This is a genomic window from Streptomyces xinghaiensis S187, from assembly GCF_000220705.2.
Classification (GTDB): domain Bacteria; phylum Actinomycetota; class Actinomycetes; order Streptomycetales; family Streptomycetaceae; genus Streptomyces; species Streptomyces xinghaiensis.
The window spans coordinates 4,777,522-4,795,959 of record NZ_CP023202.1 but is presented as its reverse complement, the minus strand read 5'-3'; the positions used below and the strand labels follow the sequence as shown (position 1 = coordinate 4,795,959).

The following is an 18,438-nucleotide window of genomic DNA, read 5'->3' as shown; positions in this document are numbered from 1 at the left end:
TACCCGGCAGTTACCCACACTGTCCAGAGACGTCCGTCACGGTCCGCGGAAAGGAGCGGGCGCGGGCGGAGGCGGCGGCCGAGGGGAAACGGGGGCGGGAGCGGCGGGGGACGGAGGCGGGGGCAGCAGGGGAACGGAGGCGCTTCCCGCCGCTCAGGGGGCGGGCACGGCCGCGTCGAAGGCCCCGCGCGCCAGCCGGTGCAGCAGGGCCGCCATCGGCTCGCGCCCCGAGAGGGCGCCCGGGCTGCCGAGGTGCGGGGTGGAGTTGAGCAGGCCGAAGACGGCGTGCACGGAGGCGCGGGCCTCGTCCTCGGTGATGTCCGGATAGGCGTCGCGGACGACACCGACCCACAGCTCGACGTACTGCCGCTGGAACTGGCGGACCAGCTTGCGGTCGCTCTCCCGCAGCCGGTCCAGCTCCCGGTCGTGGAGGACGATCAGCGCCCGGTCGTCGAGGGCGAAGTCGATGTGGCCGTCGATGAGCGAGTCCAGCACGGCACCGGGCGGCCCGGCCGTCTCGGCGACCCGGCGCCGGCCGCCGTGCAGCAGCCGGCTGCTGATGCCGACCAGCAGCTCGGCCAGCATCGCCTCCTTGCCGGGGAAGTGGCGGTACAGGCCGGGGCCGCTGATACCGACGGCCGCCCCTATCTCGTCCACACCGACGCCGTGGAAGCCGCGCTCGGCGAAGAGGCGCGCGGCCTCCCTGAGGATCTGCTCGCGGCGGGTGGGAGCCGCGCCCGTGGCGGCAGCGGGGGGAGTCATGAAGGCATTCTAGACAACAAGGGTTAGCGCTCGTTAACCTGAAGCCGGACGTTAACGCTCATTAACCCCTCTGCCCGGAGGGCCGGGGCCGTGCACCGCACCCCTGGGCACGCCCGGACACCGGCGGGGGTGTGCGGACCGTCCAGGGGCGCGCACGCGGGCCGGCGGCCGCCCACAGCACCACCGCACATGAGCACCGAACGAGCACCGAACGAGCACAGAGCACTGACCGAGCAAGGGAGCTCGACCATGCAGCAGGCACCCGTGCTGAGGAGCGCCGCCGATCCGGCGTCCGCGGCCTGGCGGGCCAACGAGGCGGCGCACCGCGAGCTGGCGGCGGAGCTGCGGGAGCGGCTGGCCGCGGCCCGGCTGGGCGGCGGCGAGAAGGCCCGCGCCCGCCACACCGCCCGCGGCAAGCTCCTCCCCCGGGACCGGGTGGACGCGCTGCTCGACCCGGGCTCGCCGTTCCTGGAGCTGGCCCCGCTGGCCGCAGAGGGCCTGTACGGCGGCGCGGCCCCGGCGGCCGGGGTGATCGCGGGCATCGGGCGGGTCTCCGGCCGCGAGGTGGTGATCGTCGCCAACGACGCCACCGTCAAGGGCGGCACGTACTACCCGATGACGGTGAAGAAGCACCTCCGCGCCCAGGAGGTGGCGCTGGAGAACCGGCTGCCCTGCCTCTATCTGGTCGACTCCGGCGGCGCCTTCCTCCCCCTGCAGGACGAGGTCTTCCCCGACCGCGAGCACTTCGGCCGGATCTTCTACAACCAGGCCCGGATGTCCGGTGCCGGCATCCCGCAGATCGCGGCGGTGCTGGGCTCCTGCACGGCCGGCGGGGCCTACGTCCCGGCCATGAGCGACGAGGCCGTCATCGTGCGCGGCCAGGGCACGATCTTCCTCGGCGGCCCGCCGCTGGTGAAGGCCGCCACCGGTGAGGTCGTCACGGCCGAGGAGCTGGGCGGCGGCGAGGTCCACTCCCGTACCTCCGGTGTCACCGACCATCTCGCGGAGGACGACGCCCACGCCCTCCGCATCACCCGCACCATCGTCTCCACCCTCCCGGAGCGCGGGCCGCTGCCCTGGTCCGTGGAGCCGGCCGAGGAGCCGGCGGTGGACCCGGCCGGGCTCTACGGCGCCGTCCCCGCCGACTCCCGCACCCCCTACGACGTCCGCGAGGTGATCGCCCGGATCACGGACGGCTCGCGCTTCGCCGAGTTCAAGGCGGAGTACGGCCAGACCCTCGTCACCGGCTTCGCCCGGATCCACGGCCACCCGGTCGGCATCGTCGCGAACAACGGCATCCTGTTCTCCGAATCCGCCCAGAAGGGCGCCCACTTCATCGAGCTGTGCGACCAGCGCGGCATCCCGCTGCTCTTCCTGCAGAACATCTCCGGCTTCATGGTCGGCCGGGACTACGAGGCCGGCGGCATCGCCAAGCACGGCGCCAAGATGGTCACCGCCGTCGCCTGCACCCGGGTGCCCAAGCTGACGGTCGTGATAGGCGGTTCCTACGGCGCGGGCAACTACTCCATGTGCGGCCGGGCCTACTCACCGCGGTTCCTGTGGATGTGGCCCAACGCCAAGATCTCCGTGATGGGCGGCGAGCAGGCGGCCTCCGTGCTGGCCACCGTCAAACGCGACCAGCTGGAGGCACGCGGCGAGGAGTGGTCCGCGGAGGACGAGGAGGCGTTCCGCGCCCCCATCCGCGAGCAGTACGACACCCAGGGCAACGCCTACTACGCCACCGCCCGGCTCTGGGACGACGGCGTGATCGACCCGCTGGAGACCCGCCAGGTCCTGGGCCTCGCCCTCACCGCCTGCGCCAACGCGCCGCTGCCGCGGCGGGACCCGGCCGCACCCGGCTACGGCGTCTTCCGGATGTGACGGGACGGCGGACGAGATGACAACGGAGATGACGACGATGTTCGAGTCCGTACTGGTCGCCAACCGGGGCGAGATCGCGGTCCGCGTGATCCGCACCCTGCGCCGGCTGGGGGTGCGGTCGGTCGCCGTGTTCAGCGACGCCGACGCGGAAGCCCGCCATGTGCGGGAGGCCGACACGGCCGTCCGGATCGGCCCCACGGCCGCCGCCGAGAGCTACCTGTCGGTGGAGCGGCTGCTCGACGCCGCCGCCCGCAGCGGCGCGCGGGCCGTCCACCCCGGCTACGGCTTCCTCGCCGAGAACGCCGCCTTCGCCCGTGCCTGCGAGGAGGCCGGCCTGGTCTTCATCGGCCCGCCCCCGGGCGCGATCGAGCTGATGGGCGACAAGATCCGCGCCAAGGAGACGGTCCGGGCCGCCGGGGTCCCGGTCGTCCCCGGCTCCTCCGGCAGCGGACTCACCGACGCCGAACTGGCCGCGGCGGCCCGGGAGATCGGCATGCCCGTGCTGCTGAAGCCCTCGGCGGGCGGCGGCGGCAAGGGCATGCGGCTGGTTCGCTCCGAGGAGGTGCTCGCCGAGGAGATCGCCGCCGCACGGCGCGAGGCGCGCGGCTCCTTCGGGGACGACACCCTGCTGGTGGAGCGGTGGATCGACCGGCCCCGGCACATCGAGATCCAGCTGCTGGCCGACGGCCACGGCAACGTGGTGCACCTCGGCGAGCGCGAGTGCTCCCTTCAGCGCCGCCATCAGAAGATCGTCGAGGAGGCCCCCAGCCCGCTGCTCGACGAGGCCACCCGGGCCGCCATGGGCGAGGCCGCCGTGCAGGCCGCCCGCTCCTGCGGCTACCGGGGAGCGGGCACCGTCGAGTTCATCGTCCCGGGCAGCGACCCCTCCGCGTACTACTTCATGGAGATGAACACCCGCCTCCAGGTCGAGCATCCGGTCACCGAACTCGTCACCGGCCTGGACCTGGTGGAGTGGCAGCTGCGGGCCGCCGCCGGGGAGCCGCTCGGCTTCGGCCAGCAGGACATACGGCTCACCGGGCACGCGGTGGAGGCCCGGCTCTGCGCGGAGACCGCCCGCGCGGCGGACGGCGGCCGGGTGGACTTCCTGCCCTCGGCCGGCACGGTCCGCCTGCTCCGCGAACCGGAGGGCGAAGGCGTGCGCGTCGACTCCGGCCTCTCCCCGGGCACCGAGGTCGGGACGGCCTACGACCCGATGCTCGCCAAGATCATCGCCCATGGCCCGGACCGCGCCACCGCACTGCGGCGGCTGCGCGCCGCGCTCGCCGGGACGGACGTCCTCGGGGTGGACACCAACGCCGGCTTCCTGCGCCGGCTGCTGGCCCACCCGGAGGTGGTGTCGGGCGAGATGGACACCGGACTCGTCGACCGCGACGCGGCCTCCCTGCTGCGGCCGTCCGTACCGGCGGAGGTGTACGCGGCGGCGGCGCTGCTCCGCCACGCGGCCCTGGCCGCGGGCGGGGGCGCGGACGCGGGACGGGCCCCCGGGAGCGCGGGAGGGCCCGGTGCCCCGGGCGGGGCGGCCGGTGACACGGCGGGTGCGCCCGGTGCGGCGGCCGGCGGCCCCGAGGGCTCCGGGGGCCGTCCGGGATGGACGGACCCGTTCTCCGTACCGAGCGGCTGGCGGCTGGGCGGCACACCGGCCTGGACGCCGCACCCCGTCGGGATCCCCGGCCACGAGCCGGTGACCGTCCTCGTCCGGGGCCCGCTGCACGACGCGGAGATCCGCGTGGAGGAGCAGGCCGTCACCCCGGCGGCCACGCCCGCGCCCGGCGGGACCGCGCCCGCCGCGGGGCCGGACGGCGCGGGGCCGGACAGCGCGGTCCGGGCCCGGCTCGTCCCCGGCGGCGACGGGCCGCCCGCGCCCGGCGCCCCGCTGCTGCTGGAGTACGCGGGCGTCACCCACGTGTTCCACCACGCGCCGGACGGTGCCGGAGGACACTGGCTGGGCCGGGACGGCGACGCCTGGCACGCCACCGCCCACGACCCCGTGGCCGCCGCCCTGCGCGGCGGCGCGGGCGCCGGGCAGGCCGGGGCCCTCACCGCCCCGATGCCCGGCACCGTCACGGTCGTCAAGGCGGCCGTGGGCGAGGCGGTCACCGCCGGGCAGAGTCTGCTGGTCGTGGAGGCGATGAAGATGGAGCACGTCATCGCCGCACCGCACGACGGCACCGTCACCGAACTCGACGTGACAGCCGGCAGCACCGTCGCCATGGACCAGGTCCTGGCCGTCGTCGCACCGCACGGGCCGGCCGCGACCGCCGAGGGCGGACCGGCCGTTCCGGCCGCCGCGATCACCGAGGAGGCGAGCGATGTCCCTTCCTGACGGACTCCCCATGACCGTCCCCGCCCCCGGCCTGCCCGCCCGGGTCCGCATCCACGAGGTGGGCCCCCGGGACGGCCTCCAGAACGAACAGGCCGTCGTGCCGGTCGAGATCAAGGCCGAGTTCATCAAGCGGCTGGCCGCGGCCGGGCTGGACACCATCGAGGCGACCAGCTTCGTCCACCCCCGGTGGGTTCCCCAACTGGCCGACGCCGAGCAGCTGATGCCCCTGCTCGGCGGCCCGGGGCTGCCCGCCGGGACGCGGCTGCCGGTCCTCGTCCCCAATGAGCGGGGCCTGGACCGGGCGCTGGCGCTCGGGGTGCGGGAGGTCGCCGTCTTCGGCAGCGCCACCGAGTCGTTCGCCAAGGCCAACCTCAACCGGACGGTGGAGGAGTCCCTCGCCATGTTCGAGCCGGTGGTCGCCAAGGCCGCCGCGGCGGGCCTGCGCGTCCGCGGCTATCTCTCCATGTGCTTCGGCGACCCCTGGGAAGGAGCCGTGCCGGTCGAACAGGTCGCCGGGGTCGGCCGGCGGCTCCTGGACCTGGGCTGCGACGAGCTGAGCCTCGGCGACACCATCGGCGTGGCCACCCCCGGCCACGTGGCGGCGCTGCTGACCGCGCTCGGCGCGGCCGGCGTACCCGCCGGCCGGCTCGCCGTCCACTTCCACGACACCTACGGCCAGGCCCTCGCCAACACCCTCGCCGCCCTCCAGCAGGGCGTCACCACCGTCGACGCCTCCGCGGGCGGCCTCGGCGGCTGCCCCTACGCCAGGAGCGCCACCGGGAACCTCGCCACCGAGGACCTGGTCTGGATGCTGCACGGCCTCGGCATCGAGACCGGGGTCGATCTCGGCCGTCTCACCGCCACCAGCGTGTGGATGGCCGCCCACCTGGGCCGACCCAGCCCGTCCCGCACCGTCCGTGCCCTCGCGGGCACCCCCTCCCACCAGGAGAACTGAAGCCATGCCGATCGACCACCGCCTCTCCCCCGAGCACGAGGAACTCCGGCGCACCGTCGAGGAGTTCGCCCACGACGTCATCGCCCCGAAGATCGGCGAGTTCTACGAGAACCACGAGTTCCCCTACGAGATCGTCCGCGAGATGGGCCGGATGGGCCTCTTCGGCCTGCCGTTCCCCGAGGAGTACGGCGGGATGGGCGGCGACTACCTCGCCCTCGGCCTGGTCCTGGAGGAGCTGGCCCGGGTGGACTCCTCGATCGCCATCACCCTCGAGGCCGGGGTCTCCCTCGGCGCCATGCCCGTGTACCGCTTCGGCACCGAGGAGCAGAAGCGGGAGTGGCTGCCCCGGATGTGCTCCGGCGAGATCCTGGGCGCCTTCGGCCTGACCGAGCCGGACTGCGGCTCGGACGCCGGCGGCACCCGCACCACCGCCGTCCGCGACGGCGACGCGTGGGTGATCAACGGCTCCAAGTCCTTCATCACCAACTCCGGCACCGACATCACCGGCCTCGTCACGGTCACCGCCGTCACCGGCCGCAAGCCGGACGGCCGCCCCGAGATCTCCTCGATCATCGTGCCCTCCGGCACCCCCGGCTTCACCGTCGCGCCCGCGTACTCGAAGGTCGGCTGGAACGCCTCGGACACCCGCGAACTGTCCTTCTCCGACGTCCGGGTCCCGGCCGCCAACCTGCTCGGCGAGGAGGGCCGCGGCTACGCACAGTTCCTCCGCATCCTCGACGAGGGCCGCATCGCCATCTCGGCCCTGGCGACCGGTCTCGCCCAGGGCTGCGTGGACGAGTCCGTGTCCTACGCCAGGACGCGCCGGGCCTTCGGGAAGCCGATCGGTGACAACCAGGCGATCCAGTTCAAGCTGGCCGACATGGAGATGCGGGCCCACACCGCCCGCCTGGCCTGGCGCGACGCGGCCTCCCGGCTGCTGGCCGGCGAGCCCTTCAAGAAGGAGGCCGCCCTGGCCAAGCTGTACTCCTCGGAGATCGCCGTCACCAACGCCCGGGAAGCCACCCAGATCCACGGCGGCTACGGCTTCATGAACGAGTACCCGGTGGCCCGGATGTGGCGCGACTCCAAAATCCTGGAAATCGGCGAGGGCACGAGCGAGGTCCAGCGCATGCTGATCGCCCGCGAACTCGGCTTCGCCTCCTGAACCGGCCACCGGCCCACCGCACAACGCGCCCGGCCCGGAACGATCCCGGGCAGGGCGCCTCGGCAACTTGCCTCAAACGGCTACTTGCACGTCTCGGGCAAGTAGCCGTTTGAGGCAAACTTGCCCGGATTGGCGACTTTACTGAACCAGGCACGTCGCACATCCGGGCAAGTTCGCATCGCGGGGGAACAGGTGCCCCCGTTCAACGGCTCGACCTCACGGCCCGTCGCAGAGACCTCGCCAGCGAAAGCCATGGGGGCCGGACTCCAGGGACCTCCCGGTTTCGACCCGGGCCGGTCAGCCGCTCAGGAGGAGCCACACCAGCACCAGCAGCAGCGCGGCGAGGACAGAGAACGCGATGACCACCCCCACACGGTCGTCCTTGTCCTGGGCCGCCCCGTAGCCGTCCCCGCTGTACCGGGGCTCAGGGCCCGGAAGCACGGTGCGCGTCGCGGGGGCGGGCGTGCCGGGTTCGCGTTTCCGGACGGGTCCGCGGTCCCGTGGGATGGGCTTGTGGGGCGGCGGAGGGGCGGGCGGGCGAGCGGGACCGGGCACGGGCCCGGGTGTTTCCGCTGCCGGGTCCTGCCGGAACGTCCGGAGAAGGGCCAGCCAGACCGTGTCCCCGAGTCCCGGGCCGTGCTGGTGCTCCAGGATCCGGTCGACCGCCGCCCGGCCCGCGAGATCCGCGCCGAGGGCCAGCCGGGGCAGCACCGCGGCCAGCCGGCTGCTGATCCGCGCGTCCCGTGCCAGCGGCCGGACGGCCCAGTGGTAGAGCGCGGCGGCATTGGCGGCCCGGGTCTCGTCGGCGGGCGGGGGGCCGGCCGACGGGCGCGGCCGGCTCGTCACGAACAGCCCCATGTCCAGCACGGTCTCGCACAGTTCCCGCTGCGGCGTGCGCCCCCACTCGCGGTACCGTCGGGCGATCTCCCCCACCAGCAGGCCGACGGCCGCGTACGGGATGTGCTCCTGCCGCAGTGCCGTGATCAGGTGCCGGTCCGCGGCGCCCGCGGCGGCGTCCACGGCCTGCCGCCGTCCGGTGGGCGACTCCTCCATCATCCGCAGGGCGGTGAGGAGTTCCGGGTAGCCCACCGTCCGCTTCCGTTTCCGGAGGCGGTCGGTCAGGCGGTCGACCAGGTGGCCGGGCGTGGGCTCGGCCGGCCACTCGGGGCGGACGCGCGGCAGCCCGGCGAAACCGCCCGCGGCGGCGGCCGTCCGGGACTCGGAGGGCCGGGCCGAGTGTGCGGGCACGGGTGGTTCGCTCCCGCACGCGCCGTCCGGCCCGTGCGCGCCGTCCGGAGGGTATGCATCGCCGGATACGGGCGCATCCCCGGCGCCGAACCCGCCCTGGGGGCCGTACCCGCCGCCCGCACCGGACGAGCCGTCCCCGCCGCGCGGACCGCCGATGCCGAAGACCCCGTCCCCCGCCCGGAAACCGGCGCCCGCGCCGTACGAGTTGCGCGGTCCGGCCGCCGTCCGCCGTCCGCCGCCCGTGGGCCGGCTCAGTGCGGTCAGGGCCCGCTCCGCGGAGGCGAGCAGGACGCGGCCGCTCCCGGCACCCGCCGGCCCTCGCGGCCCGGGGTCCCCGGCGGCGGCCGCCAGCGCCTTCGCCACCTCGTACTCGTGGCCCTCCCCTTCCTCGACCCGGCGCAGGTAGTGGTCCACCAGTTCGCCCGCCACCCGCTCGGCCCGGTCCCCGAGCCGTTCCCGGGGGTCCATCCGGATCCGGTCGGTGCCCTGGGAGACCGTGCCCGGCCAGCTCCGGACGAAGAGGAAGCGGATCGCCGGGTCCTCCGCGGTGTCGTGGGTGGCGAAGGTCCATCCCCCGGTGCGGACCCCGCTGAAGAGGCCGTGCAGCCCCCACAGCACCCGGCGGGCGCTGTCCCCGCCCGCCCGGTCCAGCACCGTGAACCCCTGCTCGGGGTCCCGCAGGAACTCGGCGGCCAGGGCCGTCAGCGTCTCCGCCACGTCCGGGAGCCCCGCCCGCAGCGTCCGCTGCCCGTCCTCGGCGGACGGCCGCAGCGCGGACTGGTGGACCGCCTCCAGGCTGCCCCGGACGTCACCGAGCGGGAGTCCGCTGCCCGCCCACGACCAGCGGCCGAGCCCCAGGCAGAGATCGGCGTCGAGGATCCCGGGCGGCCCCAGCAGCGCGTGGCAGACCGTGCTCGACCGCCGCCCTTCCGGGGCGGGCCAGGGGGACCGGTGGACGAGCATGGCCTGCCCGCCCTGCTCCAGCCTGATCAGGGCCGGGGCCGTCTCCGCCGCCGTGCTGCGCAGAAGCGCGGCCGCCCGGCGGAAGAACTCCTCGGCGGTCTCCCGGTCGCACGACCACGCGACCGGGCCGAAGCCGGTGGTCCCCAGGGTGTTGCCGGCGTCCCAGCGGAAGACGATCTGGTCCACCCACTGTTCATGACGGACCATCAGGTCCCCACCTCTTTCCATCGCGCTCCGGGGAGGAGCCCGCTCATGGCGAAGACCGACAGCAGCGGGGTCAGCACCCGCCGCGGTCTGATGCCGTGCGGATAGACGTCACCGCGGACCTGGGCTCCGGTCGCCGCCACGAAGTGCAGCGTGCACCGGGCGCAGTCGTCGAACGGCTTCAGCCAGGACGCGTTGCCGTGGTGGGCCACGAAGGCGTAAGCGTCACGGCTCTCGGCGAGCAGGTCCTCCTCGTCCAGGTCCGCCGCGCGGCTCAGCCAGCGGTCCACCGTGGGGTCGAACCGGATCAGATCGCTCTTGTTCAGCGCGACCGCCGCCGGTGCGTCGATGCGGGGGCCGATCCGCGGCACCCGGTTGAGGACGGTGGTGAACGCCTCGTCGCCCAGTTCCCGCTGGTGGAGCCCGGTCCGGGCGCGGACGGGTTCCAGGGCCGGGAGCCGCAGGGCCCGCAGCGGGTCGAGGACGAAGATGAAGGCGCCCACGCCCATCAGGAAGCTGGTCACCTCGCCGTTCTGCACCAGGTCCTCGCCGGCGAGGTCGAAGAAGAGCACGGGGCGCGTCACCCCGCCGCCGGTGACGAGCAGCCCGTCGGCGAAGTGGGCGAACGACGTCTGGCCGGTGCTTTCCAGCATCTTGCCCCGGTGCAGGCGCTGGACCCGCTCCCGGATGAACTCCCGGTGGGTGTCCGGGTTGAGCGGCAAGCACTTCAGCCCGTACGGCTCCAGCCCGCCCTGCTCGATCTCGCCCAGCATCGCGGCGAGGAGGTGCGTCTTGCCGGCCGCGGAGCTGCCCACCAGCGCGACGGTGAGCGGCTCGCCGTTGGTGAGGAACGGGACGGGCAGGTGGTGCGGCGCGTCCGCCGGGGCGTGCGGGCAGGACTGGTACGCCTGCCGCAGCGCGTCCTGCCGGTGCATCGGGCGCCGCTCCCGGCTGAGGTCCAGCGGCCGGAAGACCCGCCTGTCGTCCAGGGTGACCAGCCGTGTCTCGTCGTACTCCACCGGCAGCAGGCAGTACGGGCAGAGGGTGGGCCGGGCGGCCGGGGCCGGGGGCGGGGCCTCGGGCTCCCGCACGGCGCCGGCCCCGGAACCACGCGGCAGCCAGAACCGCCAGGAGCGGCGCGGGACGGGGTACTCGTAGCACTCCTCCTGCGGCGGCTCCCCGGTGCCGAGCTCCTTCCGCTTCTTGGCGCGCTGGGCGTCGAACTCGGCGCGTCCGGCGCCGAGCGGGTCGGCCGGGGCGGGCGCGGAGAGCGGATCGGGCACCTGGAGCAGGCGCATCAGCTCGGACGGACGGGGCCGGTTCACCGCACGCGGGTCGAACAGGCCGCTGTCGGCCGGCGCGGCCAGCCGGCGGAACTCCCCGAGGTCGTGGGGCGGTTCCGCGGCGGGACCCGGGCGGCCGGACAGCAGGAAGTAGACGAGCCGGCCGACGGCCCACAGGTCGTCGCGGGCGTCGGCGGTCCCCGTGCCCTCGCGCTGTTCCGGCGGTGCCCAGGGCGCGGCGCCGAAGGGCTCCCGCGGCTCGCCGATCCGCTGCGCGCCGTACGGCTCGGCGAGGCGGACGTGGGTACCGTCCCAGCGGACCGTGTCGGGGGTGATCTCCCGGTGGACCAGCCCCGCCTCCTCCAGCAGGCGGACGGCGAGCACGAGTTGCGCGATCAGCTTCTGCTGCTCGGCGACCGTCAGCGTGCCCTGCCGGCCCGCGAGGGGCTTCCCCTCCGGGGCGCGGTAGAGCACGTACGGCTCCGCCGCTTCGAGGTCGAAGCCGACCAGCCGGGTGAACACCTCCCCGAACCGCTCGGAGCCGTACCGCCGTTCGAGCGCGACCGCGGCGCCGACCTGGCGCTCCAGCGCCCCGTACGCGGCGTTGTCGCCCTGCTCGGAGAAGGGCAGCCGGTACTGGAGGACGCGCCTGCCGTCGCCGAGGGTCACCGTGCGGGCCGCCAGCGGCTCCCGCCCGGGGGTCCGCACCGCGGCGTGGAGACGGGCGCCGGTCCGGTGCGCCTCGCCGCCGGGGGTGAGGAACTCCAGCTCCACGCCCTCGCCCTCACCCCCGGCGCCCTCACTGCCGACGCCGGCACCGGCGGCAGCGCCGCCGGCCGCCGCGCCGTCGTTGGTCCTCATCGTGGTTCCCCCTCCTCCGCCCTGACGGTGCGGACGATCTCGGCGCGCAGCGGTACGAGACACAGCACGCCCGCGTGGCGTCCGCCCGGCGTCCAGACGATGTCCTCGCCCGCGGCGTGCCAGCCGTCCCGCTGCAGGTCCGGCTCCGCGCCCCGGCGCATCGCCTCCGGGGCGAACCGCACCTGCCGCACCGCCGTCGGCTCCCTGGAGAGCATCCGGCGGTGCTCGGCGCGGCAGAGCGGAACGGCTTCGTCCGCGCCGCCCTCCGGGCCGAGCAGCTGCCCGGCCCGGTCGGAGGAGACCCCCAGCAGTTCGGCGGCTCCCGGACGCTCTCCGGGATCGGCGGCGAAGGCGGGCGGCGAGGTGGCACCGTCGCGCCGGAGCCCGGCCCGCTCCTCCTCCAGCAGCTCCGTCATCGGCCGCCGCACCGAGCCCCGTCCCGCCTCGGCCGGATCCCGCTCGACCGCGGCCCAGCGGGTGGCGAGGATGCGGGTGGCGCCGCCGGCCAGATCACCGAGCAGCGTGGGGACGAGGGCGGGACCCCCGTCGCCGCGTTCCCGCTCCAGCCAGGGCGGGTCGGCCGGGGCCGCGGAGGGCGGAGTGTCCGCGGCGGCCCCGCCGTCCCACGGGGCCGTGCGGCCGGTGGGCGGTCCCCCGTCCCGGGGCGGGCCGCCGCCGTGGCCGTCGCCGGCGGCGTGGCTGTTGCCAGCGGCGTGGCTGTAGCCGGCGGCGTGGCTGTAGCCGTCGCCGTCTCCCCAACTGGCCCAGTTCCAAGGGTCGTCGGCCGTACCCGCGGCGGCTCCGGAGGAGACGGCGGAAGCGGCCGTGCCGTTGGCACCCGCGACATGCCGTGTGCCGGCCGCCCCGGCCCCGGCGTCCTCGGCGGCACGGCACTCCTCGGCCGTGTCGGCGAGCCCCCGTACGAGCAGGGCGACGGCGCGGGCGCCGTCCGAGCAGTGGTAGCGGGCGTCGGCGAACAGCCAGTCCTGCACGGCTGTCTCGGCCAGCAGCCCGTCGATGCCGTGGAGGCTCCGGGCCGCGGACCGCACATCCGTCCGGTCCCACCAGTCGTCGACGGCCGCCGTCCAGTCCCGCAGGACCAGGGCCGCCGATCCGGTGACGGCCAGGCCGAGCGCCGCCGCCCCGGCCCAGACCGGCGGGGCCAGCAGCGTTCCGGCCAGCCCTCCCGCGGCACCGCCCGCGAGGCCGGCGACCAGCCGCAGCCCCGAACGCGTGCTCCCGCCCCCGTCCGGCGGACCCGCCGGGGAACGGTTGGGCCGGCGCCGCAGCATCAGCAGGGTGAGCAGCGCCAGCACGAGCCCGGTCAGCGGCCCGGACACCCAGCCGGCGCCCGGCCACAGTCCGGCCGTGAACGCCAGGAGCAGCACGGGAGCGGCGTGGGCGAACGCCGGACCGTCCGGTCCGAACGGGAGGGGCGAGGCGAGCTCCTCCGGCATCCGCTCGGGACAGATGTCGTCCAGCCGGGCCAGCCGGGCCGCGCTGCCCGCCGGGGCGGAACGGTCGGACAGCGCACCCAGCCGGGCGGCGACCGAGCGCAGCGGCAGCCCGGCGGCGATCAGCCGCTCGGTGTAGGCGCGGAGCCCCGGGCCGACCGCGCTCCGCGACGCCTCGGGGAGCTCCGGCAGATCGATGCCGCGCTGCAGGAGGCCGTTGCGCTGCTCCAGGCTGAGGCGGTCGCCGCCGCCCTCGCTCAGCGCCTCGGCGGCGCACCCGCGGTAGGCGCCGAGCGCGTCGGCGAGGTCCGCGAGCCGCTCGGGGAGATCGACGGTCCGGACGCGCCGGCCGAACAGCCCGGCCGGGCCGCGCACCCGCTCGTATCCGTCCTCGGCGTCCCGCAGCGCCCGCTCGCAGGCCAGCCGCCGCCTCTCGGCTCGTCCCCCGGGGACGAGCCAGTTGCGGCCGGCCAGCGCGCGGGGGACCGCGGCGCCGATGAGGTGGCCGAGTGCGGCGGGGACGGCGTCGGCGGGGCCGGCGTCCGAGCCCGGCGCGCCCTCGACGACCAGGGCGGGAGGGGGAACGTCCGCGCCGGTCAGCTCCTCCAGCGCCTGGCGCCAGGCGCGGGCCTTGGCCTCCTCCGTCAGATCGTGTTCCAGCACGCGGGCCGCGGGGACGGCCACCCCCTGCGGGATCTCGGCGATCCCGCCGAGCACGGCGCGGAACACCGAGAGTTCGGAGAGGAGTTCGACCATCGGGCGCAGGGCCTCGTCGACCGTCTCCGGGCCCGGCTTGCCGACGCGGCCGCCGGGGCCCTCTCCCCTGCGGGCTCCGCCACCGCCCCGGCCTTCCCCGGGACCCGGCTCCGTGCCGTCCGCCCCGGCGAACGCGTCGGGGATCCACAGCACGCCCGCGGCCTGCAGGACGTGCGGGAGGAGCAGTTCCCGGGAGTCCGCGCCGCCGTACGCCAGACAGAGCACCTCGGCGGGACCGTGGGAGTAGAGCCGCTCGTAGTGGACCTGATGATCCATCAGATCGGGAGCGTCGTCGAGGACGAGGAAGCAGCGGGTTCCGGCGGCCGGCGTCCGCGCCAGAGCCTCGCGCACCCGGGCCGCCAGGGCCACGGGGGTCTGGGGCCGGCCGCCGCGGTGGCCCAGGTCGACGCGGACCACCGGCTCCGCGGCGGGCCGGCGTTCGGTGCTCACAGCCGCGTCTCCTCGTCCCCGCCGGTCCGGCGGTCCCGGCCGTCCCCGTGGAGCCGGCCGTGGACCCGGTCGGCTCCGTGCCGCCGGCCGCCTCCGTCGTCCCAGTCGTCTCCGGAGACCCGGTCGTCTCCGTGGACCCGGTCGTCTCCGCGGGCCCGGTCGTCTCCGCGGGCCCGGTCATCCCCCGTGTCCCAGTCGTCTCCGGAGGCCCGGTCGTTCCGCCGGGGCGGATCGTCCCAGTCGCCGCTGTCCCAGGGCTCCGCCTTCGGGGCCGGCTCCGGCGCACGGCGCGGGGCGCCCTCTTCGCGGTGCGGATCGTCCGTCCGGTACGGCTCGCTCCAGCCGTCCGGCTCCGCCGCGCCCCCGTACGGCTCGCGCCTGCCGCTCCCCGCGGGAAGCCCGTCCCCGCCCGCGACGGGCGGCTCCGTCCGGCCGGTGCTCCGCTCGGACGGGCCGGGGTACCGCCCGGCCCGGTCCGTGTACGCCTCGTCCGGGCCGTCGTCGTTCGGCGCACCGTCCCGCGGCCGGCCGGTGTACGGCTCGCTCCGGGCCGCCGAGGGCTCCGCCCGTCCGGCGCCCGGCTCCCACCGGCTTCCGGCTGCCGGGTCCGGCCGGCCCGCGTACGGCTCGTCCGCCTCTGCGGAGTACCGCTCACCCCGGCTTCCGTACGGCTCCCCGGCCCGCCCGGCGCCCGGTCCGCCCCGGGGCCCGGGGTACGGCTCGCCGCCGCCCTCGTACGGGCTCTCCGCCCCGTACCGCTCCTCCGCCCCGTACGGCTCCGCCGGTTCCCGCCGAGGGGGCCGGGGTGGTGCGGGCGGTTCGTGGCGCGAGCCGTTGTGGCGGCCGTGCGGCACCGCCGGCTCGGGCCGCGGCTCGGCGGCTCCGTCCCAGGGCCGGCCGGGCGGCCCCGGCGGCGCGGTGCGCGGGCCGGCCGGCGCGGTGCGCGGCGCCGGCGGCCGGGAGGCGGCCGCCGCTTCCCGTTCGTACCGCTCGTCGAGCGTCCGCAGATTCGGCCGGGTGGCCCGCGCCGTCCCGGGGAAGCGCAGGTCGAGCGCACCGTCGAAGGTCTTCTCCCAGAAGTTCCGCAGCGGGACGAGCCACTCCCCGTCCTCCCCGGCGAACTCACCGGCCAGCTCGTCCAGCAGGGCCCGCTGCTGCGGCGCCACCTCGTGTACGAGTCTCCGGAAGAGCGGAGACGGAGCGGCGTTCCGGGTGGTCAGCCCGTGGGGCCGGGTGCGCATCAGCCGATCGCAGACGTCCTTGACGATCGGGCCCTCCTCGTCCAGCAGGGCCCACTGCTCGTAGGCGCGCAGAAGCCCGGCCCAGCTGGACAGGCCCTCGTCGAAGGACTCCAGCCGCAGGGTCATCGTGGCCGAGTCGCCCTCCTGAAGCCGGATCCGGATCCGGTCGGGGGAAGCGGGGTCGCCCAGAGCGTCCACCTGCCCGTTCCACACCGCGCACAGAATGCGGTGCAGGATGCGCCGCCGGTCGTCCTCCGTGCTGGCCAGCCAGTCGTCGCGGTATCCCAGCCGCTGCCGCCAGTGCAGGAAGTCGCCGCCGCCGCCCGCGTCGCGCGCCTCGGCCCAGACCCGCAGCGAGCGCCGCACCTCGGAGACGTCGGTGAGGCTCATCCCGCTGCGGTGCAGCACGACGGTGATGGCCTCCGCCTCCACTTGCTGGCATCGCGGCTCGCCCACGATGTCCCGGGGCAGGTTGAGCTCCTGCTTGAGGTACTCCCCGGTCCGGTCGTCCTTCTCGCTGCGTGGATGCACGATGAGGGCCTCCAGCGGACCGCTGCCGTCGGGGGTGAAGCCGACCGGCAGCAGACCGGCCAGCTGGGAGCGGAACTGCTCCAGCCAGCGGCTGTCGACGGACGCCTCCGCGTTCTCGTCCCCGGCGGCCGCCCGGAGCAGCACCCCCAGCGAAGGCAGCAGCGGGCGGTCGTCCAGGGCACTCGTTTCCCCGAAGAGGGTTTTGACGCGCCGTTCGAGGACCTGCTTGATCTCCTTGACGGCGGCGCGCGGAGAGCGGCGCACGGCGTCCAGGGCCCGCTGCCAGTCCTCGGGCTGGACCAGCTCGGCCAGCAGGGTGACCGCGTCGGTGTTCTCCGGCAGGCCGCCGTGCCGGACCAGCCGGCCGAGGACGTCCTCGTAGAAGGCCCGCAGGTTGTTCTGCGGAGGCAGCAGATAGGACACGCCCGTGCGGTCGCGGTAGAGATCCTTGCGACGATCGGCGAAGTGTTTCCGCTCGTCCTCCTCGTGGGCGCGCAGGGCCCGGACCAGTTCGCTGGTCTCCTTCAGGGCCCGCACCAGCGGGGGCCGCCAGCGGGACTCGTGGTCCTTCCAGGCCCGGTGCCACTGCCGGTTGGCCCGCCACCGGTACCAGGCGTCCTGCTCGTCGATCGCGTCCTGGACATCGGGGTCGCCCCAGCGGGCCGGGACGAGGCCGCCGGCCCCGCCCTTGATCCGGGGGATCAGCGGGGCGGACGGGCCGACGCCCTCCGGCCGCTCGGGGTCGTTCTTGCGGTTCTCCAGCATTCCGGCGAATCCGGCCTCGGCCGCCCGCTGCGGGTGGCCGGGGAGCCCGTTCAGGAGGCGTTCCAGCCGGAACGGCCCCAGTCGGCCGAGCAGTTCGCGGGCTCCGGTGCCCGGGGCGAAGTCGTCGACGAGCCGGGAGATGTCCCGGTCCAGTTCGCGGTCGAGCCGGGCGAGTCCGTCCTCCATGTCGCCGATCCGGTCCCGCAGTGCCTGGGCGATGGGCTTGCTCCCCTTGGGCAGCGGGTCGGGCGCGGGGACCCCGAGCGCCTCCCTTGTCCACAGCCGGCCGATGCCGGACCGCAGAAACATGTCCCGGACCAGGTCCGTGCCGTCGTCGCGGGGCCGCCGGGCGTCCTCGGCCATTCCTCGCACGGCCTCGGCCAGCAGCCGGCCCGCCACGATCTCCGCCAGTTCGTCGACCGGGACGGTGAGGGAGGCCGCGAGCCCCGTCGACAGCCCCCGGTGTCCGATGCCGGAGTGGGAGGGCGTGGAGCGCTCCACGCTCCCGTTGATGAAACTGGCGGCGAACGACTGGTGGTCGCCCTCGGCGCGCCCCTGGGTGTTCCCCTCGCCCTGCTCCGTGCCGATGAGCGACATCACCATCGCGGTGATGGACCGGCGCAGGTCCTCCGGCCGGATCACCGAGGGGCAGCCGAACAGGAAGGCGGTCTGCACGGTCGAGGGACGCAGCTTCACCAGGCCCTCCACCGGGTAGCGCACCCCGGCTCCGGCGCGCGGTTCGACGTCGCCGAAGTCGGCCTGCGCGTCGGGCGCGTTCTGGTCGTCGACCAGCCGGGAGAGGTCCACCAGGGCCCGGGCGGAGTTGAGTTCTGCCTCCCGTCCGCCGCCCGCCTCCGGAGGGAAGGCGGAGGGCATCACCACCAGTGGGTAGATCTTCACCGCGAGCTCCCGGTACCGGCGGAACTCGTGCCCGATGAGATGGATGAAGTCGTAGAAGATGCCGGCCCCGGTGCCGCCGGCCACGGAGAACGCCACGAACACGTCGCAGGCGTGGGCTTGGCGGCCGCCCACCGCCTGCAGGTCGGACTTCGAGTTGCCGATGGCGCTGACAGCTTTCCGGAGCTGCTGCAGGACGGGCTCCAGACCGCTGCGCAGGGTCGCGAAGAGCGCGGCCCGGCCCACGGTGGGAAGCTGACCCGCGCCGTTGTGCAGCGGTGCCACCCGCGGCTGCCGCTGCTCGGGCGGCAGCCAGGAGCGGGTCTCCTCGTGGAGGACGACCCGCAGCATGCGGGTCACCTCTGGAGAACTGTCGTAGCCGGTGGGCAGCAGATCGTGGATGGCCCGCGAAGTGCGGGTGTACGCGGCGGCTCCGGTGCCCCTGACACCGAGGTGCGGCAGCCGGTCGAGTTCGGACTCGCTGAAGTCGGCGTAGACGAACTGGAGGCAGTCCGGCAGCTGGAACGGCGCCCTGCGGTCTTCGACGGCCAGCTTGGTGCCGTCGGGTCCGCACAGCTCGCGGCGCAGACCGCGCTCCAGCTCGGCGCCGATCCGGTTCCCGGTGCCGCCCAGGCCAACGAAGAGCATGGGCTGGTGGATCTTCATGTGGTCTCCCGT

9 protein-coding genes are annotated in these 18,438 nt (G+C 75.3%); 4 read left to right on the top strand and 5 right to left on the bottom strand.

Translation table 11 applies throughout. The annotated features are described in order from the left end of the window. Positions 1–153 precede the first annotated feature (153 nt). Complete coding sequence (locus SXIN_RS20540) at positions 154–762, bottom strand: SACE_7040 family transcriptional regulator (RefSeq protein ID WP_019711420.1); 609 nt, start codon at positions 760–762, stop codon at positions 154–156. A 249-nt stretch (positions 763–1,011) separates the two neighbouring features. Between SXIN_RS20540 and SXIN_RS20535 the strand changes: the two genes are divergently transcribed. The 4 genes from SXIN_RS20535 to SXIN_RS20520 are packed head-to-tail and all read left to right on the top strand — an operon-like array spanning position 1,012 to position 7,107. Further along, complete coding sequence (locus tag SXIN_RS20535) at positions 1,012–2,643, top strand: carboxyl transferase domain-containing protein (protein WP_095757340.1); 1,632 nt, start codon at positions 1,012–1,014, stop codon at positions 2,641–2,643. Positions 2,644–2,680: 37 nt separating this feature from the next. Then, positions 2,681–4,987, top strand: coding sequence for an acetyl/propionyl/methylcrotonyl-CoA carboxylase subunit alpha (locus SXIN_RS20530; protein ID WP_095757339.1), 2,307 nt, complete (start codon positions 2,681–2,683; stop codon positions 4,985–4,987). Further along, complete coding sequence (locus SXIN_RS20525) at positions 4,974–5,942, top strand: hydroxymethylglutaryl-CoA lyase (RefSeq protein WP_039823970.1); 969 nt, start codon at positions 4,974–4,976, stop codon at positions 5,940–5,942. Before SXIN_RS20530 ends, SXIN_RS20525 begins: the two co-directional genes overlap by 14 nt. Positions 5,943–5,946: 4 nt before the next feature. Continuing rightward, a complete protein-coding gene (locus tag SXIN_RS20520) occupies positions 5,947–7,107 on the top strand; it encodes an acyl-CoA dehydrogenase family protein (protein ID WP_019711424.1) in 1,161 nt (386 codons plus the stop codon). Positions 7,108–7,404: 297 nt separating this feature from the next. Here SXIN_RS20520 and SXIN_RS20515 read toward each other — a convergent pair whose 3' ends face one another. The 4 genes from SXIN_RS20515 to SXIN_RS20500 are packed head-to-tail and all read right to left on the bottom strand — an operon-like array spanning position 7,405 to position 18,426. Then, on the bottom strand, positions 7,405–9,525 hold the full coding sequence (locus SXIN_RS20515) for a hypothetical protein (RefSeq protein ID WP_095757338.1): 2,121 nt from the start codon (positions 9,523–9,525) through the stop codon (positions 7,405–7,407). Continuing rightward, positions 9,525–11,666, bottom strand: coding sequence for a serine/threonine-protein kinase (locus SXIN_RS31315; protein WP_095757337.1), 2,142 nt, complete (start codon positions 11,664–11,666; stop codon positions 9,525–9,527). The genes SXIN_RS20515 and SXIN_RS31315 overlap by 1 nt, the downstream gene beginning before the upstream one ends. After that, entirely contained in the window at positions 11,663–14,326 is a 2,664-nt protein-coding gene (locus tag SXIN_RS20505) for a hypothetical protein (protein WP_095757336.1), read from the bottom strand. The genes SXIN_RS31315 and SXIN_RS20505 overlap by 4 nt, the downstream gene beginning before the upstream one ends. Continuing rightward, complete coding sequence (locus SXIN_RS20500; protein WP_238153818.1) at positions 14,323–18,426, bottom strand: tubulin-like doman-containing protein; 4,104 nt, start codon at positions 18,424–18,426, stop codon at positions 14,323–14,325. The genes SXIN_RS20505 and SXIN_RS20500 overlap by 4 nt, the downstream gene beginning before the upstream one ends. Between the last annotated feature and the right edge of the window lie 12 nt (positions 18,427–18,438).

What these genes read in the sequence shown, in the direction of transcription:
- SXIN_RS20540 (WP_019711420.1), bottom strand. Translation starts at nt 762, where the DNA reads ATGACTCCCCCCGCTGCCGCCACGGGCGCGGCTCCCACCCGCCGCGAG.
- SXIN_RS20535 (WP_095757340.1), top strand. Translation starts at nt 1,012, where the DNA reads ATGCAGCAGGCACCCGTGCTGAGGAGCGCCGCCGATCCGGCGTCCGCG.
- SXIN_RS20530 (WP_095757339.1), top strand. Translation starts at nt 2,681, where the DNA reads ATGTTCGAGTCCGTACTGGTCGCCAACCGGGGCGAGATCGCGGTCCGC.
- SXIN_RS20525 (WP_039823970.1), top strand. Translation starts at nt 4,974, where the DNA reads ATGTCCCTTCCTGACGGACTCCCCATGACCGTCCCCGCCCCCGGCCTG.
- SXIN_RS20520 (WP_019711424.1), top strand. Translation starts at nt 5,947, where the DNA reads ATGCCGATCGACCACCGCCTCTCCCCCGAGCACGAGGAACTCCGGCGC.
- SXIN_RS20515 (WP_095757338.1), bottom strand. Translation starts at nt 9,525, where the DNA reads ATGGTCCGTCATGAACAGTGGGTGGACCAGATCGTCTTCCGCTGGGAC.
- SXIN_RS31315 (WP_095757337.1), bottom strand. Translation starts at nt 11,666, where the DNA reads ATGAGGACCAACGACGGCGCGGCGGCCGGCGGCGCTGCCGCCGGTGCC.
- SXIN_RS20500 (WP_238153818.1), bottom strand. Translation starts at nt 18,426, where the DNA reads ATGAAGATCCACCAGCCCATGCTCTTCGTTGGCCTGGGCGGCACCGGG.